A 17,380-nucleotide genomic window follows, 5' to 3' on the forward strand; every position below is an offset into this window, starting at 1 on the left:
AAATGCTTATTACTAAAACACGTTTGAAAAATGAAAAAACTAGCACCTTGCGACAGAAATCGCGTTTTCCGGTCAATAAGAGGTATGGCCTTTATTCTAATTATGTTTTGGGTATGCCAAATCAACGCCCAAGTGCAATTTCCCGTAGACGTCGGAGTAAAACCGGAGAGCATAACCAAAGGGTTCAACGGCAATTACTACGTAACCTTGATGAACGGCAAAGATAAGGGTGACGGCCAGGTAGCTGAAATATCTGAAAGTGGTGTAAAGGTCTTTGCAAAAGGTTTTGATGAGCCCAAGGGCATCGTATTTTTAGAGGGGCACCTTTACTTTTCTGATTTGAACAGAATTTGGAAAGTTGACTCAAACGGAAAGGCGAACGTATTTGTTCAAAAAGAAGACTTTCCTAAAGAGCCGTTATACCTTAACGATGTGTCCGTTGATGCCGATGGAAAAGGTATTTATGTGGCCGATATGGGCGACACCAAATACATGAGAGACGGGAATAACGACCTTTGGCCGCTTGATAGCGACGAAGCTAAAAAGATACCACAGGTAGGAAGAATTTACCATATTGACCTCAAGGGCCAAGTGACCATAGTCCAAGACGGTTCCCCCTTAATGACCAATCCCAACGGGGTAGGTGTCGACAACAATGGCGAAATAATGGTAGGCGCCTTCTTTCAAGGAAATTTTCTAGTCAAAAAAGAAGGGAAGCTTACCCCATTGAAAGGCACTTTTAGAGGAGCCGATGCGGTAGAGCAAGACAGTCAAGGTAATTACTACATCAGTAGCTGGGTACAAGGTACGGTTTGGAAAATCGATGGAAAAACCGAAGAGGCCACAGTTCTCATTTCAGATCTGCAATCTGCAGCAGATTTTCTTTTGGAAGAGGAACATGGCAGATTACTTTTACCCGATATGATGGCAGGACAAATTTTGTCCGTGGCCATTCACCCATAAATTCAAAAAAGGGACAGATGATCAAAACTGTCCCTTTTTTTCTACCCTATTTTAATCTATTGCTCATCACCAATTTTAAACGTAATGACCGGCACTTTCGAGTGATTGGCAATATCTTCGCCTATACTTCCCATAAAGAAATGTGCCAATCCCCTTCTACCGTGCGTGGGTATGCCAATGGCATCCGCCCCATTATTTTCGCTATAGTTGATGACCCCACTCTCTACCGTATAGTCATTGTGTATGCTTACCTCATCAGTACTTTTGGCCTCGTGCAAAAATTTATTGATACGTTTATAGGCATCCGCACTACTCAAAAAACTATCTCCAGGTGTATTCACATACACCAGGTTTAATTCGGCATCAAAGAGCTTTGCAAATTGTTTTGCCCTCGCGAAAGCGGACAAGTTTTCCAGTTCAAAATCACATGCGAAAACGAATCGGTCAATTTTAAAATCGGCCATCTCCTCTTTTACCACAATAACAGGAATATCAGAGGTTCTAACCACTTTTTCAGCATTGCTACCGATAAAGATTTCCGAGAGGCCATCGGCTCCATGAGAACCCATAATCACCAAATCAGCTTCATGTTTTTTAGCAATTTCGTTCACCTCACTAAACACTTTATAATGTTTGATAATCGGGGTGACCTTCACCTGCTTTAAAAACGGTTTTTGCAAAAAGTCATCAAAGCGTTTTTCTGCCAATTTTATTAAAAATACCATCTGTTCAGGGTGGTAGCCTTCCGATGAAGTTATCATGGCTTGGTTCAACTCCAACATATGCAAGGCGAATATTTCCGCTCCGTACCTTTTGGACAGTGATACCGCCACCTTCATGGCATATTCCGATTGTTCGGAAAAATCTACGGGGACAATTATTTTTTTCATGATGTTGCTATTTTAATTGCTAATACCTTTCGTATACCATCAAAGCTAGCAAACACTTTGTTGAAAAAATATGACAAACGTCATGTATTTTAGCACGAACGCTCCCCTATTTGGAGGTTCTTTTAACCCTTTTCAAATTCTCCTGAACCCGAAAAGCAACTATCTTTCCAATTAGTTCTAGGGGCAAAGGTTCGTTTAAAGGGAATTGAACCGACCCCTTGCCTTGTTGATACCCTGATAATTCTTTTTTAAAAGCTTCATGCCCAGATGGTGTTGCATAAAAACCAATGTGATTTTTATAGGCAGCAAAATAAACCAGTGGCTTCCCCTGTGTTTTATAAGCCGGCATACCATAGCTAATAGATTCTTGGGCATCCGACGCTACTTTTAATATTATATTTCGCATTTTGCGAAGTAAGGCCTGTACTTCAGGAGAAAATTCCTCGATGTAAGCATCTACGGTTGTCACCTTTTTGGTCTTCATACTGGCCTATTTTGTTTACGATTTCCCCTCTGCATATTTCTTGAAATTTTGCAGTATGGCATTCCAACCCTGTTCTTGCATTTCCAGTGGATTCCTGCTTTCCGGTTCAAAAGTTTCAGTAATTTGTGTTCCGTCACCAACATCATCAAAAGTGACCAGAACCTTTCTACCATCCTCCAAAACGTATTCCAATTTGGCAGGAGATTCCACCAAGGTGAAGTGTCCACCAAAATCGAAACCCATGCTTCCATCTTTTGCTTCCATTCGGGATGAAAATTTACCTCCAGGCCTTAAATCATTTTCCGCACGAGGACAGCACCAATCATCGGAGGCAAAATTCCAATGAACAATATGTTCAGGCTGATTCCAATATTCCCAAACTTTGGCTCTTTTCCTTTTTACAATAGTTTCTATAGTAATTGTATTCATAACGAGATAGGTTTATTCGAGTTTTATAACATGAGAAACGAGTTTGGAAATCTCCGTACCCTTGGCATTTTTAAATGTGTAGATATCGGCAAAAGAATACCGGCTACCGTCATTCAGCAAAAGTTCGCCTTGAACGGCTGCCTCCCGACCGTGAGTAATGATATTCGTTAGAATCATCTCTTTTGAAGGATAGACTTTCATAGTTTCCAAAACAGCCTTAAAGTTTTCCTTTCCCTGTATTGACTTATCTCCTACCAAAACCCATTCAAAATTGTCGGAAACACTTTTAATCATAAAATCGATGGCCGCTTCGGCAAAGGCTTTATTGAACTCCAATAAGAACCTCTTTTTTGGGGCGTTCCCACAGGTTGTTTTGCAAGCAAATTTCACCATATTAAAACACTTTGTAACTTAGCAACTATTGACCATCGAGCGGTTTGACAGGCTTTAACTCATTACCATCCCCATCTAACAAATAAGGTTCAAAATCATCATCGTTTACCCAACCGGCCTTAGGTTTTTCACCACGCATAAAGTGACCGTAAAAATCCCTTCCCCTAACAAAGGGAGCCTGCTCATATAGGTGTCCGTAACCTTGCATTCTTAAATCACCTTGTTGTAAAAGTTTAGCTTCCATTTCTTCCTTCATGGCTGATTTTATGCTCGCATAAGCTGGGTCGTAAGCCAAATTGTTCATACAAAAAGGGTCTTTGGCCACATCATAGAGCTCTTCTTGCACTCTTTTTCCAAAAGAAAGTTTCCAATAACTTGCATCGCCATTTCTACGAAGTTTTAAAATTTCAGTCTTAGTGGGACTTCCATCTGTATTTAAATAGCCCGTTTCCGGATTGCCTTTTGGCCAGCGGTCAATTTCATAATTTTTCACATAAAGCATGTTGTTTTTATGAAGGCCACGAATTGGGTAGCCCACATCATTGGGCCGGCCGGTATCATGCCTTTCCTTTCCCACCAAAACAAAGTCGCGAGACGGTTCAACTTGTCCATCTTTACCAGATGCCAAAAGGTCCTTTAAACTATTTCCGGCCGTTGGATGCATACCTGAACTTTTCCAATCGATTCCTGCAACATCTAAAAAAGTAGGTGCTAAATCGATAAAACTGATATAGTCATCTACTACCCTATCTTTAGTTTTCATCTGTGCTGGCCAAACCGCAGCCATAGGCACATGATTGGCATTTTCATATTGATCGCCCTTTACCCTAGGAAAGGGCATGCCATGATCGGAAGTCACTATAATCAAGGTATTCTCGTAAGCCCCTTTCTCTTTTAAAGTTTGAACGATTTTCTGTATATGGGCATCAAAATCTTCGATTTCCAGCGCATAATCCAACAAATCATTTCGGGTCACTTCATTGTCCGGCCAGTAGGGAGGAAAGTCTTTGATCATGGCTTCGGTTTTACCGCCCAAGCGTTTTCCCGATCCATATTCATATCCGCGGTGCGGTTCCAGACTACCTACCCAAAAACTCCAAGGTTGTCCTTTTGGTGCTTGTTCTATAAAATCCGAAAAATTAGAACTATAGTCGTTATCGGAAATACTAGGAGTCAAAGGTTCCAAGGTCTTTTTATTAAAAGCCGGACCTAGTACTTCCCGCTGTTTTCCGTCGGCCGTTAGGGTGATTGCAGGTCCATAACCCTTCGCGGTATGCCCTACGGTGTAACCGTTTTCCTTTAATACTTCTTGATAGGATTTGAACTTCGAAGGAAAGTAAATGACGTGGTTGGCAGCTGCATCCAACTGCCAAGAATTTCTTCCCGTAATTATCGACGCTCTGGAAGGGGCACATTTGGCATTGGGAGTATAGGCCCTATTAAAAAGTAACCCTTCTTTGGCAATGGCATCAAAACCCGGGGTGTTTACATAGGTACTTCCGTAGGCACCCATATCCAAACCGGCGTCATCAAAAATCAATACAAGAATATTAGGCCTTTCCTTATTTTGAGCAAGGATAGAGATGGTAGAAAAGAAACAAAATAAGAGGCAATAAATTATTTTCATAGTTGGTTGGGTTGATTGTAGAAAATTAAAGAATAAAACCAGGCAATGTGCAACCGATTATCAAAAAAATGTTATGTATACACCTCATCCTTCAACATTTTAGGCATAAAACCCTATTTTTGCCCGAACTTAATAAATTCAGCAGAAAATGACATTACTTCTTATGGCGGCCGGATCCGGAAGTCGATACGGTAAATTGAAACAGTTTGACGACCTTGGCCCCAATGGCGAATTTCTAATGGAATTTGGAATAAGCGATGCCTTAAAAAATGGCTTTGACCATATTGTACTGATAACCAAAAAGGACAATGTTACTTTTTTGGAAGATCATCTCAGAAACCGTTTACCATCAAACATCAAATTAGATGTTTTGGCCCAAGAGTTAACCGATATGCCTGAAGGTTGCACATTTGAAGGGGAAAGAACCAAACCATGGGGTACCGCACATGCCGTTTGGACAGCTAGAAACGTAATTTCCGGTCCGTTTGCAGTATTGAATGCCGATGATTTCTATGGACAGCCTGCTTACGAAAACGCCGCTAATTTTATGCGCGCCCACAAAGATGACAACACCTATGCCTTAGTTGGCTATACCCTTAAAAACACCCTATCTGAGCATGGATCGGTGTCTAGAGGTGTTTGCCAAGTAAACGGGGATGATTTAGTATCCGTAGACGAGCGGTTAAAACTGGAAGCCAAGGAAGGTAAGGTAATTGATGAAGATTCAGGAAACGAGTATACCGGGGAAGAACATGTGAGCATGAACTTTTGGGTATGCAAACCTTCCATTTTTGATAAAATAGAAAACGATTTTAGAGCTTTTCTTGACAGCGCGGACCTTGGCGCTAAAAGTGAGCTTTACATACCAAAAATAATACAGGACATGCTTCAGGCGGGAGAAATCTCTGTTAAGGTAGTACCTTCTGGCGGTGATTGGTTTGGGGTAACCTATGCCAGTGATCGAGAGACTGCGGTAAACTATCTTAAAGAAAAGACCGCTGCCGGCAAATATAGTTCGCCACTTTGGCCTAACGAATGAATGACCATACCAACCACCAACTAAACCAATTATTGACCCATTTTTCCGTTGCGGACAAAACGTATAGTTTTAGTCCGCTTACCGACGGATTTATCAATGACACTTTTTTGGTCCTTGACGGAACTGATCCGTTGTATATATTACAGCGGATCAACCACAACGTATTTACCAATGTCAATGGGTTAATGAACAACATTCATGATGCCTTTAAACATCTGAATGACACGGATTATCAAAAAATAACATTGGTCCCTTCTTTGGATGGCCAGAGTTATTACAAGAACAAAGGGGCCGAACCGTCCTACTGGCGAGTGATGACCTACATTAAAGATAGTACCGCCCACAACACCACCAAGAATACTGATGTTGCTTTTGAAGCAGGTAAAATAATTGCCAAGTTCAACATATTGTTGGAAAAGGCTGAAGCCAACAACTATGTGGATACCATTCCACAATTTCACGATTTACAGCTTCGCGAGAACCAATTTATTGCTGCCTTGGCCCAAGCTCCAGAAGAAAAACTGAAAATTGCCAACGAGGCCATTGCTTTTTCAAATAAAGTGTTGGAGCTGTTAAACAAGGTGAATTTAAACCATTTACCCATTCGGGTTTGTCACAATGATACCAAATTAAATAACATTCTTTTCTCAAAAAGTACCAACAAAGCCTTATGCCTCATTGATTTGGACACTCTAATGAAGGGTAAATTCCTGTTTGATTTTGGAGATGCTGTGCGTACCATAGTCAATACCGCCCCGGAAGACGAACAAAATCATGATAAAATCACTTTTGAAAAAGAGTTGTTTAAAGCCTTTATATCCGGTTTGGCGGCTAACGGTCCTTTTTTATCTAAAGAAGAAATTGAAACGTTGCATTGGGGTGCTGTTTTAATGCCTTTTCTTCATGGAGTAAGAGCACTTACAGATTACCTAAATGGCAATATTTACTACAAAGTGGCTTACGAGAACCAAAATTATGACCGAAGCCTAAGTCTCTTGAATTTTACAAAAAAGGCTCTTGAGCAGACTTCCTTTATGCAGAAAATAATAATGGAAAAAGTAACTTCCAAAAGCTAATTTTAAAGGTTAATTGGCGCTTTCGGCTATATCAAAATATTAATTAGCTCAATACGATTTTTCTGTCTTAAAGCTTCCTTAATTACTATTTCAAAAGGTTTTTACATCTCTATGTTTGCAGGTACAACACCTAAATTAATAGATGATGAAAACAATATCGAATTACATAGGCATCATACTTTTGATTGCCACCGTTACAATTTCTTGCAGCAAGGATAATGACCCTACGGACGATAATCTTTTTGTGGGTACTTATAATGGATCCATAAGTTATTCTGAACCGGAAAGCGAAACCAATATTACCACAGAAGATGGCCGGGTAACGGTTGTTAAAGTAGGTGATAATTATCGTTTTGACTTCTCCAACGGCATCCCCAGCATCAATGGCATTACCATGGAAAAAAATCAAAATATCTTGATCAACAGTTCCGGAAGCATCAAAATTGACGAAGGAGAATTACTTATAACTTATACCGAAGAAGGAGAAACCTGGGGCGCTGATTGCAGCCGTTAATCCTTGTTTAAAACCAGTGTTCAATTAAATAGCAAAACATGACGCAACATATCATATTTGACCGTTTGGAATCCATTTATTCTGAGTTAAATACGGCCGAAAACATTTATGCTACCTTGATTCAATCAGATAGGTTTCCTCATAAAAGACCGTACTTTAAACACCGTCATATTCAATTTGGAACCTATGCAAAAAATCTTCATGAGGAAATCGTTGCCGTAACAGGTCATAAACCGCTGCCTAACGTCGTAAATGAGGATCATTCAATTTATAAGAGCTTGGAAGGTCCCATTTTGGAAGAGCCCCTCACTGCACAAGAAGTAGATGCCCTTATAGTTACAACAGAAAAGAAATTAATTTCTAGGTACCAACAAGTTCTCAAATATTCTGAGTTGCCCAACACAACTCAAGCTATATTGGAATCGCAGGTGGAAGAACTTAACAACGAATGGCAAAAACTACGTTCCAATTTGCAAATTGAATTGCATAAAAATTAGAACAGAATTGGATATCCAAGATAGATGTCATGTTAAAATGCTTTAGGAACTCCTTAACTTGAGTTTGGCAATGTTAGTTGGAATATTGAGTAATTTTGTTCTCTTATTCCAATGAATATGGCTACTAAAAAAATACCTTTTTCCATTCTTGAACTAGCGACTATTGGCGCTGGATTCAGTACTACCGAAGTTTTTCAGAATAGTTTAAAGTTAGCTCAGAAGGCTGAAGAGTTTGGATACAAACGATTTTGGTTGGCCGAACATCACAATATGGCAAGTATTGCCAGCACGGCCACTTCCGTATTGATGGGGCATATTGCGGGTGGTACCGAAAAAATAAGGGTAGGTTCTGGAGGAATCATGCTGCCCAACCACTCTTCCATGCTCATTGCTGAGCAATTTGCTACTCTTAGCGCTTTGTACCCCAATAGAATTGATATGGGCTTAGGTAGAGCTCCGGGCACGGACCAAACCACCGCTCAGGCCATTAGGCCCGATAGAATGCAGGCGGTATATCGTTTTCCGGAAGAATTAAAGAATATACAGCAGTATTTTTCTACAGAAAACAAGCATGCCAAGGTACGGGTGCCCATTGCCGAGGGAGTCCATATGCCCATTTATATTTTAGGTTCCAGTACGGACAGTGCTCATTTAGCCGCTAAGGAAGGCTTGCCTTACGTGTTCGCCAGCCACTTTGCCCCTACCCATCTTTTTGAGGCATTTCATATATACCATAACAATTTTAAGCCGTCCAAGTATTTGGACAAGCCGTTTACCATGGCCTGTGTGAACGTTTTGGCCGCTGATACGGATGAGGAGGCCGAGCGAATGTCTACCTCCAGTATTCGGATGATTCTTGGGGTGCTTTCGGGTAAAATCGATTATTTACAGCCACCAATGGAGATGACGCCACAATTGCAGGAAATTTCGATGAATCCAGCGGTTCAGAGAATGATGAAGTATTCCTTTATTGGCAGTAAGGATACGGTGAAAGTTCAGATTGCTAAATTCTTGGATGAGACAGGGGTCGATGAGATTATGGTTGCTTCCCATATTTACGACCCAGGGGCTAGAATACATTCGTATCGCCTATTTTCGGAGATTATGGAGGAATTGGAAAATGAAAAACTGGAAATCTTGAGCTAACGAAAGCTTTATGGTCGTATATTACAGAAAAAACCAAATAGCCCCTTTTAATTTTAAGTAGTACATTTAGAGTAATGTAGGGATTTAGACACCTATTTCCAGCCAAGCTCTAAGTGATGAAAGACCTCAACTTCCTCTTCTTATTTTTAGCTCTCATTGCCGAGATACTAGGTACTATAGGAGGTTTTGGTTCCTCTGTCTTTTTTGTACCCGTTGCGAATTTATATTTCGATTTTGAATCTGTTTTAGGGTTAACCGCCATTTACCATTTATCGAGCAACATCAGCAAGATTGTACTCTTCAAAAAGGGACTTAACAAAAAACTTTTATTACATATAGGAATACCCTCCGTGATATTTGTAATCGTTGGAGGACTGCTTACAAAACTTTTTAAAAGCACTTACTTAGAACTTTTTCTCGCGGTTTTTCTAATTGTATTGGCCTTGGTCTTTCTCATAAAAAAGGAATTGATTATCCTACCAAATAAAAAGAACGCCATTATTGGTGGTAGTCTTAGCGGGTTTTCGGCAGGTCTTCTCGGTACAGGTGGGGCCATAAGAGGCTTAACAATGGCCGCGTTTAATCTTGAAAAGAATATGTTCATAGCCACATCTGCATTCATAGATTTTCTCATAGATTTTTCACGCACATTTGTCTACTACTTCAATGGTTTTATTCACAAAGATGACTTGATTTACGTCCCTTTTTTACTGGTAATTGGCTTTGTTGGAACGGTAATAGGAAAGAAAATACTAGAGTTTATTCCACAAGATAAGTTCAAAAGAATATCACTTGGCCTTATTCTGGTTATTGGAATAGTTACACTCACCAATGTTTTGTTGAACTAATTTTTAAAAAGGATAGCCTATCGCAAAATTGAAGACTAAATTGTTGCTTCCTCCATCAAAAAAGGGCGTTCTGGTTCTTTGTCCTTTTACCCAATAAGGTACCCTTACGGGTGAGGCCAAATCTAAACGGATTACAAAACTTTGAATATCTACCCGTAACCCAAAACCCACCCCAACTCCCAGTTCACTCATCCAATCCTTACCAAATTTACCTTCGGTCTGTAATCTTTCATTAAAGTCGATGGCCTCTTCAGTTTCACCTTCGGTCAATTCGGACTCCGTAGTCAACCAAACATTGCCCGCATCTGCAAAAAGAGCTCCCTTTAAATAGGAAAAAATAGGAAAACGATATTCCAAATTAGCCTCTAGGCTTAAGTTACCGGATTGGTCAAAAAAACTGGTGGTATTATCATCTGTAGCGGTAAAGGTACCAGGACCCAAAGATCTTATAGGAAATGCCCGAACACTGTAGGGTCCGCCGGAAAAGAATTGTTTCACAAAGGGTAAGGTATTGGAGTTGCCATAAGGAATTCCCCAACCTGCATACACCCTAGCGATCAAGGATTGTTCTTTAGCCCATCTATAATAATACCTCAAGTCCACATCGGCCTTGGCATATTGTGCAAATTCAAGTCCAAAAATAGTTTCGTCACCACTTACCAGACCTAGCATGTTTCCGGCCAAATCTATATTCGTAGAAAAGAAGAAAGGAAATTTCTTATCCTGATCCACCAGTTCATTGTAGGTGAAGGTGTAGGTAAGACCGGCTATAAATTGCTGTTCAAAACTTCTGCGGAGAAAGGGATTTTTATCCAAAATAGCCTCAAACTCCTCTGTAGTATTGGTCAAGTTCACATAATTAACGCTGATGGGGTTAAGCTCGTGAAAGACGTATTTATTGGCATTCCAAGTATATCCGAAAGAAGAATTAAAAGAGGTTAGACTGTATAGCTTACTTCGGTTTAAAAAATCGCCCCCTAGACTTATTTTGGTTTTAGGTACGGCGTACTTAAATCTTTTTGGAGAAAAAGGAACCAATCGGGGAATGGTCAAATCGGCTTTTAAGCCGCCACCTATACTACTCAGGTTTTCATTTTCCCCTCCTGAAATCTGTGCTCCGTACTGAAAATTGCCTGATAAGCTCAACGTTTCCCCGCCTTTGAAAAGATTTCTATTACTGTAAGAAACCGAAATTCCTGGGCCCGCCAAACCATTACTTTTGGTCACCGCTTGCAGTTCTGCCCTAACGGACCTTTTGGTCAAGGGTGAAAGAAAAAGTTCTGCATGAAGTGAACCCAATCCGTCCTTATTTGCAGTGGTATCCATTTCCGTGAACTGGATGTTTACAAATTTATAACTACCAATGGCTGAAAGTCTATTGCTCGTTAATTGAGCGGTGCGGGCATTGTATTCTTGCCCTTTTTCAAAAAGGATATAGGGTTCCAACTGTTCCGGTTTAAAATACTCCTCGTTTTGGACAAATGCCAATCCGTTTACATTCTTGGGGGTTGCCAACTCTGTAGTATCACCCAATGTGTAATTGGGGTATACGGTGATAGAGTCTATTTGATAAGGAATAACCGAGCGTTCCGGCACTTGCGATTTCAACCTAAGAAACAGGTCGAATTTTCTATTATCATACCTATTGGTATCCGCCTCGAAAATTAAAAAATCAGGATTGAAGTTATAATAACCCTTGGTCTTTAAATCGTTATCGATTCTTTCACGCTCAAATTTCATAAGGCTCAAGTCAAAACGTTCTCCTTTTTTAAAAGGACTATCTTCTATAGTAGCCGCAATATCACCATAGATTTGCATGGAATCCTTTTCCAATTGAAAAGTCTCCATGGTATAAGGCTTAGGCAGTTCCGCCGTGTATTTCACCCTTGCAAAACTTTTGCTACTATCAATTTGGGAAGCTGCTTTACTATAGAAAAATCCGCGATTATCAAGTCGGTTTAAAATCAAATTTTCAACTCTTTCCGGATTGACCTGTGGGAGGTACACTGGTTCCTCACCAAACTTTTTATTGAGCCATTTATTAAAAAATCCCGGCTTATCTTTTTGTGCTTTGTAGTGATAATACAATCCTAATCGCATTCCCAATATGGAAGAATTGGGTTCCGGCTGCAAGAGCGAATTTAGTTCCGTTTTTACTTTTTTAAGGTCTTTTACCTTCTCATCTGCCACTACGATTGTTTCAAGATCGGCGCCTGTATACAATGCTTCCCCTTCCGGAATGAATTTCTCCACACCACATCCCAACAGCAAACCAAGTACTACTAAAGAAAACCATGGTTTCCAATGATATTTCCCTAGTATCAATTTACAACCGTTCATTCCTTCTCTTTTGCTTTGGATTTCTCTTCCTTCTTATCGTCCAAGGGACTAAAAAGCTGACTGAAATTATTGAATTCCCTATTGAAAATAAGGGCCAACCCTGTAACTATCAACTGACCGTCAATCACATTTTCATATTCATTCTTGCGATAGCCCCGTAATCTATAAATACCGTCTTGAGTGAGTAAATATTCCAAACTCACATTACCTATAATGGGTGTCTGTTCTTGCCCGGCCTGGGCACTTCCCTCAACGTCAACGGCACTGCCTGCAGTAACCACCAAACGGTCATCAAACAATTTCTTTTTCGCATTGATGTTCAGCTGGGTTCTATCTTGTGGTCCGTCTCCTTGATAATCCGTAAAACTATCCAAATCAAAATCCACTTCAAAGCCAGTTTTCCCAAAGACCTTATCCGAAAAAGCATTTAGCTGACCGGAAAGTACCTTGTTTACATTGTTTCTGGCCAAGGCAGCAGTACCTCCTGCACTACCATCACTACCTGAATCAGGAAAAAACCTGTTAAGCGCCAATAGCGAAAATACTTGTTTGTTCAAAGCGGCCTCCTGTTCGTTTAATTGCTGCACCCTACCGTAAACGGCACCGCCTAAGGAACCTTGTTCATCTTCCGGCATATCTAAATCAAAAGAAAGTTCGGGTTTCAACAACTCACCATCAACATTAAGATATACTAGAAAGGGCAATACCTGTTGGTATTTTCCCGTAACGCTCACATCCTGACCCGAAGTAACCGCAGCCATCAAGGGAGCTGCGGAAGTCTCCACCTCATAAATGGCCGTAACATCCAAAGCGGCATCGGTAGGATCGCCACGCCAAGTAATACTTCCGCCCGGCTTTATGGTAAACCTTCTATTCACTAAATTATAAAGACTGGTTTCGTAATGTCCATCTTTAAGCTCATAACGCCCCGTTAGATTTATACGACCGTTGGGTGACATGTTCAAGTTAAGTTCCGCATCCCCTGAAACCTGAAGATTGTCTCCCGTACGTTCATCTATAATAATATGAAAAACTGCATCATTAGAAATTTCAAGGACAGCACTCAAATCGAAACCTTGAAAAATGGGCGCAGTCTCTTCTTGGTCATTTCGGGTTAAAATGGCATCGGGGTTCTCCTTGTTTACAAAAATTACCACCCCATCACGTTCTTCTACGTCCAATTGTGCTTCGGGTACTACATAAGTAACATCTGTAACCTTTCTAATTTTTAATTTACCATCTATATCGGGCAAGTCCAGATTACCTGAGATATCTACATCGGCATCAATACTGGCGGTACCGTAGTACAGTTCGTTATCTTCTTTTGTGGAGTTAAGCACCCTGAATTCGTTCGCCTTTATATTCAGGTCAAAAGCAGGATTCGTAATATTCTCCGTAAGAATTTGACCTTCCAATTCAAAGGTTCCTTTGTAATCATCTTTTACGCTAAAAGTATCAAAAGCTATCCCTTCATTATTTATCGTCAAGGTTTCACCGTTCACCTTAAAAACGGAATTGAAGGTAGCAATATTAAATTGCGTACCATTAAATTGGAAGTCTCCCTCATATATAGGCTCCACCGTTGTGCCATTAAGCGCCATCCGACCAGAAATATACCCTTGGGTATCTTTAATTTGTCCTTCGGACAGGCCTTCAAGCACTTTCAGTTCCAACTTAGTCAAATCTAGATCTAAATTGAGCTTGGCACCCGTTTCGGCAGCGGCATAATCCCCAGTTAAATCCAAATCTACCCCTCCATCTTTAAGCGAAAGATTAAAATCATAATCCGATTGTCCTTTGGATTGGGCGTCCAATGCTAAGTTTCCCAGAGAATTATCCATCACTCCAAGGTTCGCAATATTAAAATTAGCAACAATACCCGGGGCTGTAAAGGGATTTTCAACTACTAACCTACCCTTTACCTCCCCGGAAGCCAAGGCTTCATCAGGATTGAGTAGACTTACAAAAGTTTGTAACTTAAAATTGCTAAAAACTATACCCAAGTGTTCTTTCTCTATTTCAGGCAGGGATGTACTCAGGGAAAGTTCTTGGCTATTTCTACTAAACACAACATTTATAAGGCTTAAGCGATTTTCCGCAATAACGATTTTGTTTTCATTTGGAATTTGCCACTCCTTTCTATTGAACAACAATTTTTCTGGGTTGATATGAAGACGGATACTATCCTTTTCCAGAACCATTTCCGAGGCCACATGCATTAGTTGCTCTTGGTCATCAAAAGAATTAAAATCCAGAAGCAACTCTTTATTTTGTAAAGTTCCATCAAAGAAGGTCTTCTTTATGTTTACAGGACCCGCCATTAAAGCCCCAAAACCTGCTGAAAAGTTCAAATCCGTTGGTGTACCGATTACAGACACCTCCAAACTATCCAACGAATTCCCATTATAAACTATAGAAGGTAGATGCACCCTACCCTGTAAACTTTTTGATTTGGAGTCAAAATTGGCCCTAACATGTACGGAATCCAATCGCTCTACCCCGTTTAGAAAAACTTGGGTGAGAATAGGTACAGGAGAAAGTGAAAAATTTACATCTAAATTCACCGGATTCGTTATACTATCTAGCGATTTATTCTCCTTAAAATAGCTTTGAAGTTGCTTAGTCAAAGCATCGGTCACCATTGCCGGGGAGGCATTCGATTTTAATTGTCCATTGAGAAAATCACTATCCACGGAAACGTTGGTATCCTCTTCTCCAATAATGGCTTTTAGCCTTAGGTCGCCCATTTGGTATTGGTCATTTTCATAAACCGCAATACCCTTTTTGAACAGGGCATCAACCTCAAAATCTTCGGCATTTCCAGAATAGGTGGCATTCAATTCTACGGCCGCTTTGATATTTTCTTTCGTAATGCCCAAGGCATACAGGTCTGCACCAATTACTTTTAAATCTACATTTAATTGGGTATTTGCGGAATCTAACTCTATGCCTGTAGAGGAGGTGAAATTTAAGTTCTCATCCTTGAAATCCATTTTTATTTGCCCATCACCATTTTTCATTTGCCCATTGAGCATTAGGTTTGAAAAATCATATGTACTTAACTGCAACTGGGTGAAATTGGAAGTAAGACTGGCATCTAAGGAATTTAAATCCTTCCCTTGACCATCAGCATTCAAGGTCATGGAAACAGGACCCAACTGTTCATTTCTTAAAATATTCTGTAGTTGAAGACTATCAACATCCATTTGGGCATTAAAAGCAATTTGAGAAATATTGCTGTAGCTTCCCTTTAAGCTGAGATTTCCATCCGTGGTAGTCAATTTTAAGTCGGCCATCAAATCCTGTACAGATCCAGAAGCCTTGGCATTCAGCGTTAATTTTTGAGGAATGGAAACACCTAGAGAATCCTCATTTACCAATCTATTGAGATCTTTTCGCGTAGTTGTAAAACTGATATCGTTAAATTCAAACCCCAAGGAGTCGGGTGTCATAAGATATGAAAGTCTACCCTCCGTCTCAAGGCTTGTCTCCTTTCCCCAGTGAAGTCGAAAATTGGGAACATTCAAATTCTCCAATGTACCGTTCGCAAGTAGCTCAGCAGAGATAGGAAGTTCAGAAGCATCATTTAAATACTGATTGGTTTTTAAATTTGGTTGGAATATGTAAACGTCGGCCAACCCCAACTGTGCGTCTTCAATAGCAACATCAAAGATTGCCAATTCTGGATTTTTTAAGAAGTCATCAAAACTGGAATAATTTAAATTGACATTTCCTAATATGGCGCTATAACGCGTTTGTAAAGTCAAATCCGTTAATGAGGCCATGTCATTATTTAGCTTGGCCTTAAATTGCGCCCTTTGGATACCAAATCCGCTATGTTCTTGAAAGGTTAAATTCTCCAGTGCCAACTGAACGTCCTTTGGCCGGTATCTTACGTTTCTTGCTTGAAGACCTAGATGAGATAGCTGAATATTTTCCGGGTTAAAACCGTTTGGTATACTATCATTGTTTCCTATCTGAAAGACCAAGTTATTCTCTTCTAAATCAATTTTCTCGATATCGATCAGAAACTCTGGCCAAGAAAAAGGTTGGATAATTTCAGTTTTTAGCGAATCGGACTTTTCAACCGAAATACCTTGCGAAGCTTGTTGAATATCTATTTTGGAGTTCTGGAGCCGTAGTAAATCCAATTCAAACTGATTGGTCGCCAAATCTGCTTTTGGCAACTCCAATCCAAATTCTTGAATTATGAAATTCATGTCTAGGCCATCGGGATTGGATTTGTAGTTGGTCTCTATATTTGCCAACGTAAAATCATCCACCCTTAAAAATGGCAGTTGGGTCGTAGTCGTATCTTCTGTTTCAGGAAAGGGTTTGGACTGTTCATAGCTTAGGGAAACATCTTGTAAATAAAATTCGTCCACTTCAAAACGCATCGTTTCCAAATCGAAATTATCTACATCTGCCTCCAATTTACCGAGTTTTAACCGAGTATCCAATCCCATATAACCATCGGTATAAATCACATCAAAATCCTGAAAATCCAACGTACCAATGGAAAAGGTCATGGGTTCGGTATTTGTGGTGTCTACCGTTGTAGTATCGGCTGCCGCAAAGGCATCAATCAAAAATGTAAAGTTGAAGTCTTCCGTATCTTCTCCCCTAAATATGCGTGCCCTTAGACCACTCCAAGTCGCAGTTTTGAGCGAAAGTTTATTACCGAATGCTATCGGAGATAAAGGAACATTGGCCTCCAGAGCTTGTGAATAAATTAGTGTATCGCCCTTTTGGTCTTCCAAATAAAGTCCTTCTACCATTAAATTACCGGAAAAAGTAAGATACAACCGGTCAATTTCTACTCTGGTTCCCGTCTTATTTTCGATAAAATTAGTTGCCTTACCAACAATGAAATTCTGACCCCACTCACTTCTTATAAAAAGGACCAAAAGAAGAAATAGTAGGAGCAACACCAAGAGAATTCGACCTATAATTCGAAGTACACGATATTTTTTAGGGTTTGCCAAGGATTGTTGATTGTTGATACTGGTTGCAAAGCTACACTTATGATGGATAGATATTTCAAAATTAACCTAATCTTAGGGCATAGCTTATCATCGCAATTAAGGAAGGATTCTTCATAACATAGGATGCTATAGGATAAATTTTTGAGCGG

14 protein-coding genes are annotated in these 17,380 nt (G+C 40.1%); 7 read left to right on the plus strand and 7 right to left on the minus strand.

Annotated features, from left to right (window positions below; genetic code table 11):
• Window positions 1–30: 30 nt before the first annotated feature.
• Window positions 31–963, plus strand: a complete 933-nt coding sequence (locus tag BIZ36_RS02015; protein WP_187456190.1) for an SMP-30/gluconolactonase/LRE family protein — start codon at window positions 31–33, stop codon at window positions 961–963.
• Between the two features lie 56 nt (window positions 964–1,019).
• Here the strand turns inward: BIZ36_RS02015 and BIZ36_RS02020 are convergent, their stop codons facing one another.
• The 5 genes from BIZ36_RS02020 to BIZ36_RS02040 all read right to left on the minus strand — a co-directional run bounded on the left by BIZ36_RS02020 (window position 1,020) and on the right by BIZ36_RS02040 (window position 4,786).
• Window positions 1,020–1,853: a universal stress protein gene (locus tag BIZ36_RS02020; protein ID WP_187456191.1), complete on the minus strand. Its 834-nt coding sequence runs from the start codon at window positions 1,851–1,853 to the stop codon at window positions 1,020–1,022.
• 106 nt (window positions 1,854–1,959) lie between these two features.
• Entirely contained in the window at window positions 1,960–2,337 is a 378-nt protein-coding gene (locus BIZ36_RS02025) for an iron chaperone (RefSeq protein ID WP_187456192.1), read from the minus strand.
• Between the two features lie 15 nt (window positions 2,338–2,352).
• Complete coding sequence (locus BIZ36_RS02030; protein WP_187456193.1) at window positions 2,353–2,766, minus strand: SRPBCC family protein; 414 nt, start codon at window positions 2,764–2,766, stop codon at window positions 2,353–2,355.
• A 12-nt stretch (window positions 2,767–2,778) separates the two neighbouring features.
• The gene (locus BIZ36_RS02035) at window positions 2,779–3,102 is read right to left on the minus strand and encodes a nuclear transport factor 2 family protein (protein ID WP_187456194.1); all 324 of its coding nucleotides are present in this window, start codon (window positions 3,100–3,102) and stop codon (window positions 2,779–2,781) included.
• 82 nt (window positions 3,103–3,184) lie between these two features.
• Entirely contained in the window at window positions 3,185–4,786 is a 1,602-nt protein-coding gene (locus BIZ36_RS02040; protein ID WP_187456195.1) for a sulfatase family protein, read from the minus strand.
• 148 nt (window positions 4,787–4,934) lie between these two features.
• Between BIZ36_RS02040 and BIZ36_RS02045 the strand changes: the two genes are divergently transcribed.
• From BIZ36_RS02045 to BIZ36_RS02070, 6 genes are all read left to right on the plus strand, one after another.
• Entirely contained in the window at window positions 4,935–5,825 is an 891-nt protein-coding gene (locus BIZ36_RS02045; protein ID WP_187456196.1) for a nucleotidyltransferase family protein, read from the plus strand.
• Window positions 5,822–6,901: a phosphotransferase enzyme family protein gene (locus BIZ36_RS02050; protein ID WP_187456197.1), complete on the plus strand. Its 1,080-nt coding sequence runs from the start codon at window positions 5,822–5,824 to the stop codon at window positions 6,899–6,901. Before BIZ36_RS02045 ends, BIZ36_RS02050 begins: the two co-directional genes overlap by 4 nt.
• 142 nt (window positions 6,902–7,043) lie before the next feature.
• On the plus strand, window positions 7,044–7,415 hold the full coding sequence (locus BIZ36_RS02055) for a hypothetical protein (RefSeq protein ID WP_222937156.1): 372 nt from the start codon (window positions 7,044–7,046) through the stop codon (window positions 7,413–7,415).
• 38 nt (window positions 7,416–7,453) lie between these two features.
• On the plus strand, window positions 7,454–7,912 hold the full coding sequence (locus BIZ36_RS02060; RefSeq protein WP_187456198.1) for a hypothetical protein: 459 nt from the start codon (window positions 7,454–7,456) through the stop codon (window positions 7,910–7,912).
• Between the two features lie 117 nt (window positions 7,913–8,029).
• The gene (locus BIZ36_RS02065; RefSeq protein ID WP_187456199.1) at window positions 8,030–9,058 is read left to right on the plus strand and encodes an LLM class flavin-dependent oxidoreductase; all 1,029 of its coding nucleotides are present in this window, start codon (window positions 8,030–8,032) and stop codon (window positions 9,056–9,058) included.
• A gap of 116 nt (window positions 9,059–9,174) precedes the next feature.
• Entirely contained in the window at window positions 9,175–9,906 is a 732-nt protein-coding gene (locus BIZ36_RS02070; protein ID WP_187456200.1) for a sulfite exporter TauE/SafE family protein, read from the plus strand.
• Between the two features lie 3 nt (window positions 9,907–9,909).
• Here BIZ36_RS02070 and tamL read toward each other — a convergent pair whose 3' ends face one another.
• Entirely contained in the window at window positions 9,910–12,246 is a 2,337-nt protein-coding gene (gene tamL, locus BIZ36_RS02075) for a translocation and assembly module lipoprotein TamL (RefSeq protein ID WP_187456201.1), read from the minus strand.
• The gene (locus BIZ36_RS02080; protein WP_187456202.1) at window positions 12,243–17,231 is read right to left on the minus strand and encodes a translocation/assembly module TamB domain-containing protein; all 4,989 of its coding nucleotides are present in this window, start codon (window positions 17,229–17,231) and stop codon (window positions 12,243–12,245) included. The genes tamL and BIZ36_RS02080 overlap by 4 nt, the downstream gene beginning before the upstream one ends.
• Window positions 17,232–17,380 lie beyond the last annotated feature (149 nt).

This window comes from Cytophaga sp. FL35, assembly GCF_014349235.1.
GTDB lineage: Bacteria > Bacteroidota > Bacteroidia > Flavobacteriales > Flavobacteriaceae > Euzebyella.

What these genes read in the sequence shown, in the direction of transcription:
- BIZ36_RS02015 (WP_187456190.1), top strand. Translation starts at nt 31, where the DNA reads ATGAAAAAACTAGCACCTTGCGACAGAAATCGCGTTTTCCGGTCAATA.
- BIZ36_RS02020 (WP_187456191.1), bottom strand. Translation starts at nt 1,853, where the DNA reads ATGAAAAAAATAATTGTCCCCGTAGATTTTTCCGAACAATCGGAATAT.
- BIZ36_RS02025 (WP_187456192.1), bottom strand. Translation starts at nt 2,337, where the DNA reads ATGAAGACCAAAAAGGTGACAACCGTAGATGCTTACATCGAGGAATTT.
- BIZ36_RS02030 (WP_187456193.1), bottom strand. Translation starts at nt 2,766, where the DNA reads ATGAATACAATTACTATAGAAACTATTGTAAAAAGGAAAAGAGCCAAA.
- BIZ36_RS02040 (WP_187456195.1), bottom strand. Translation starts at nt 4,786, where the DNA reads ATGAAAATAATTTATTGCCTCTTATTTTGTTTCTTTTCTACCATCTCT.
- BIZ36_RS02045 (WP_187456196.1), top strand. Translation starts at nt 4,935, where the DNA reads ATGACATTACTTCTTATGGCGGCCGGATCCGGAAGTCGATACGGTAAA.
- BIZ36_RS02050 (WP_187456197.1), top strand. Translation starts at nt 5,822, where the DNA reads ATGAATGACCATACCAACCACCAACTAAACCAATTATTGACCCATTTT.
- BIZ36_RS02055 (WP_222937156.1), top strand. Translation starts at nt 7,044, where the DNA reads ATGATGAAAACAATATCGAATTACATAGGCATCATACTTTTGATTGCC.
- BIZ36_RS02060 (WP_187456198.1), top strand. Translation starts at nt 7,454, where the DNA reads ATGACGCAACATATCATATTTGACCGTTTGGAATCCATTTATTCTGAG.
- BIZ36_RS02065 (WP_187456199.1), top strand. Translation starts at nt 8,030, where the DNA reads ATGGCTACTAAAAAAATACCTTTTTCCATTCTTGAACTAGCGACTATT.
- BIZ36_RS02070 (WP_187456200.1), top strand. Translation starts at nt 9,175, where the DNA reads ATGAAAGACCTCAACTTCCTCTTCTTATTTTTAGCTCTCATTGCCGAG.
- tamL (WP_187456201.1), bottom strand. Translation starts at nt 12,246, where the DNA reads ATGAACGGTTGTAAATTGATACTAGGGAAATATCATTGGAAACCATGG.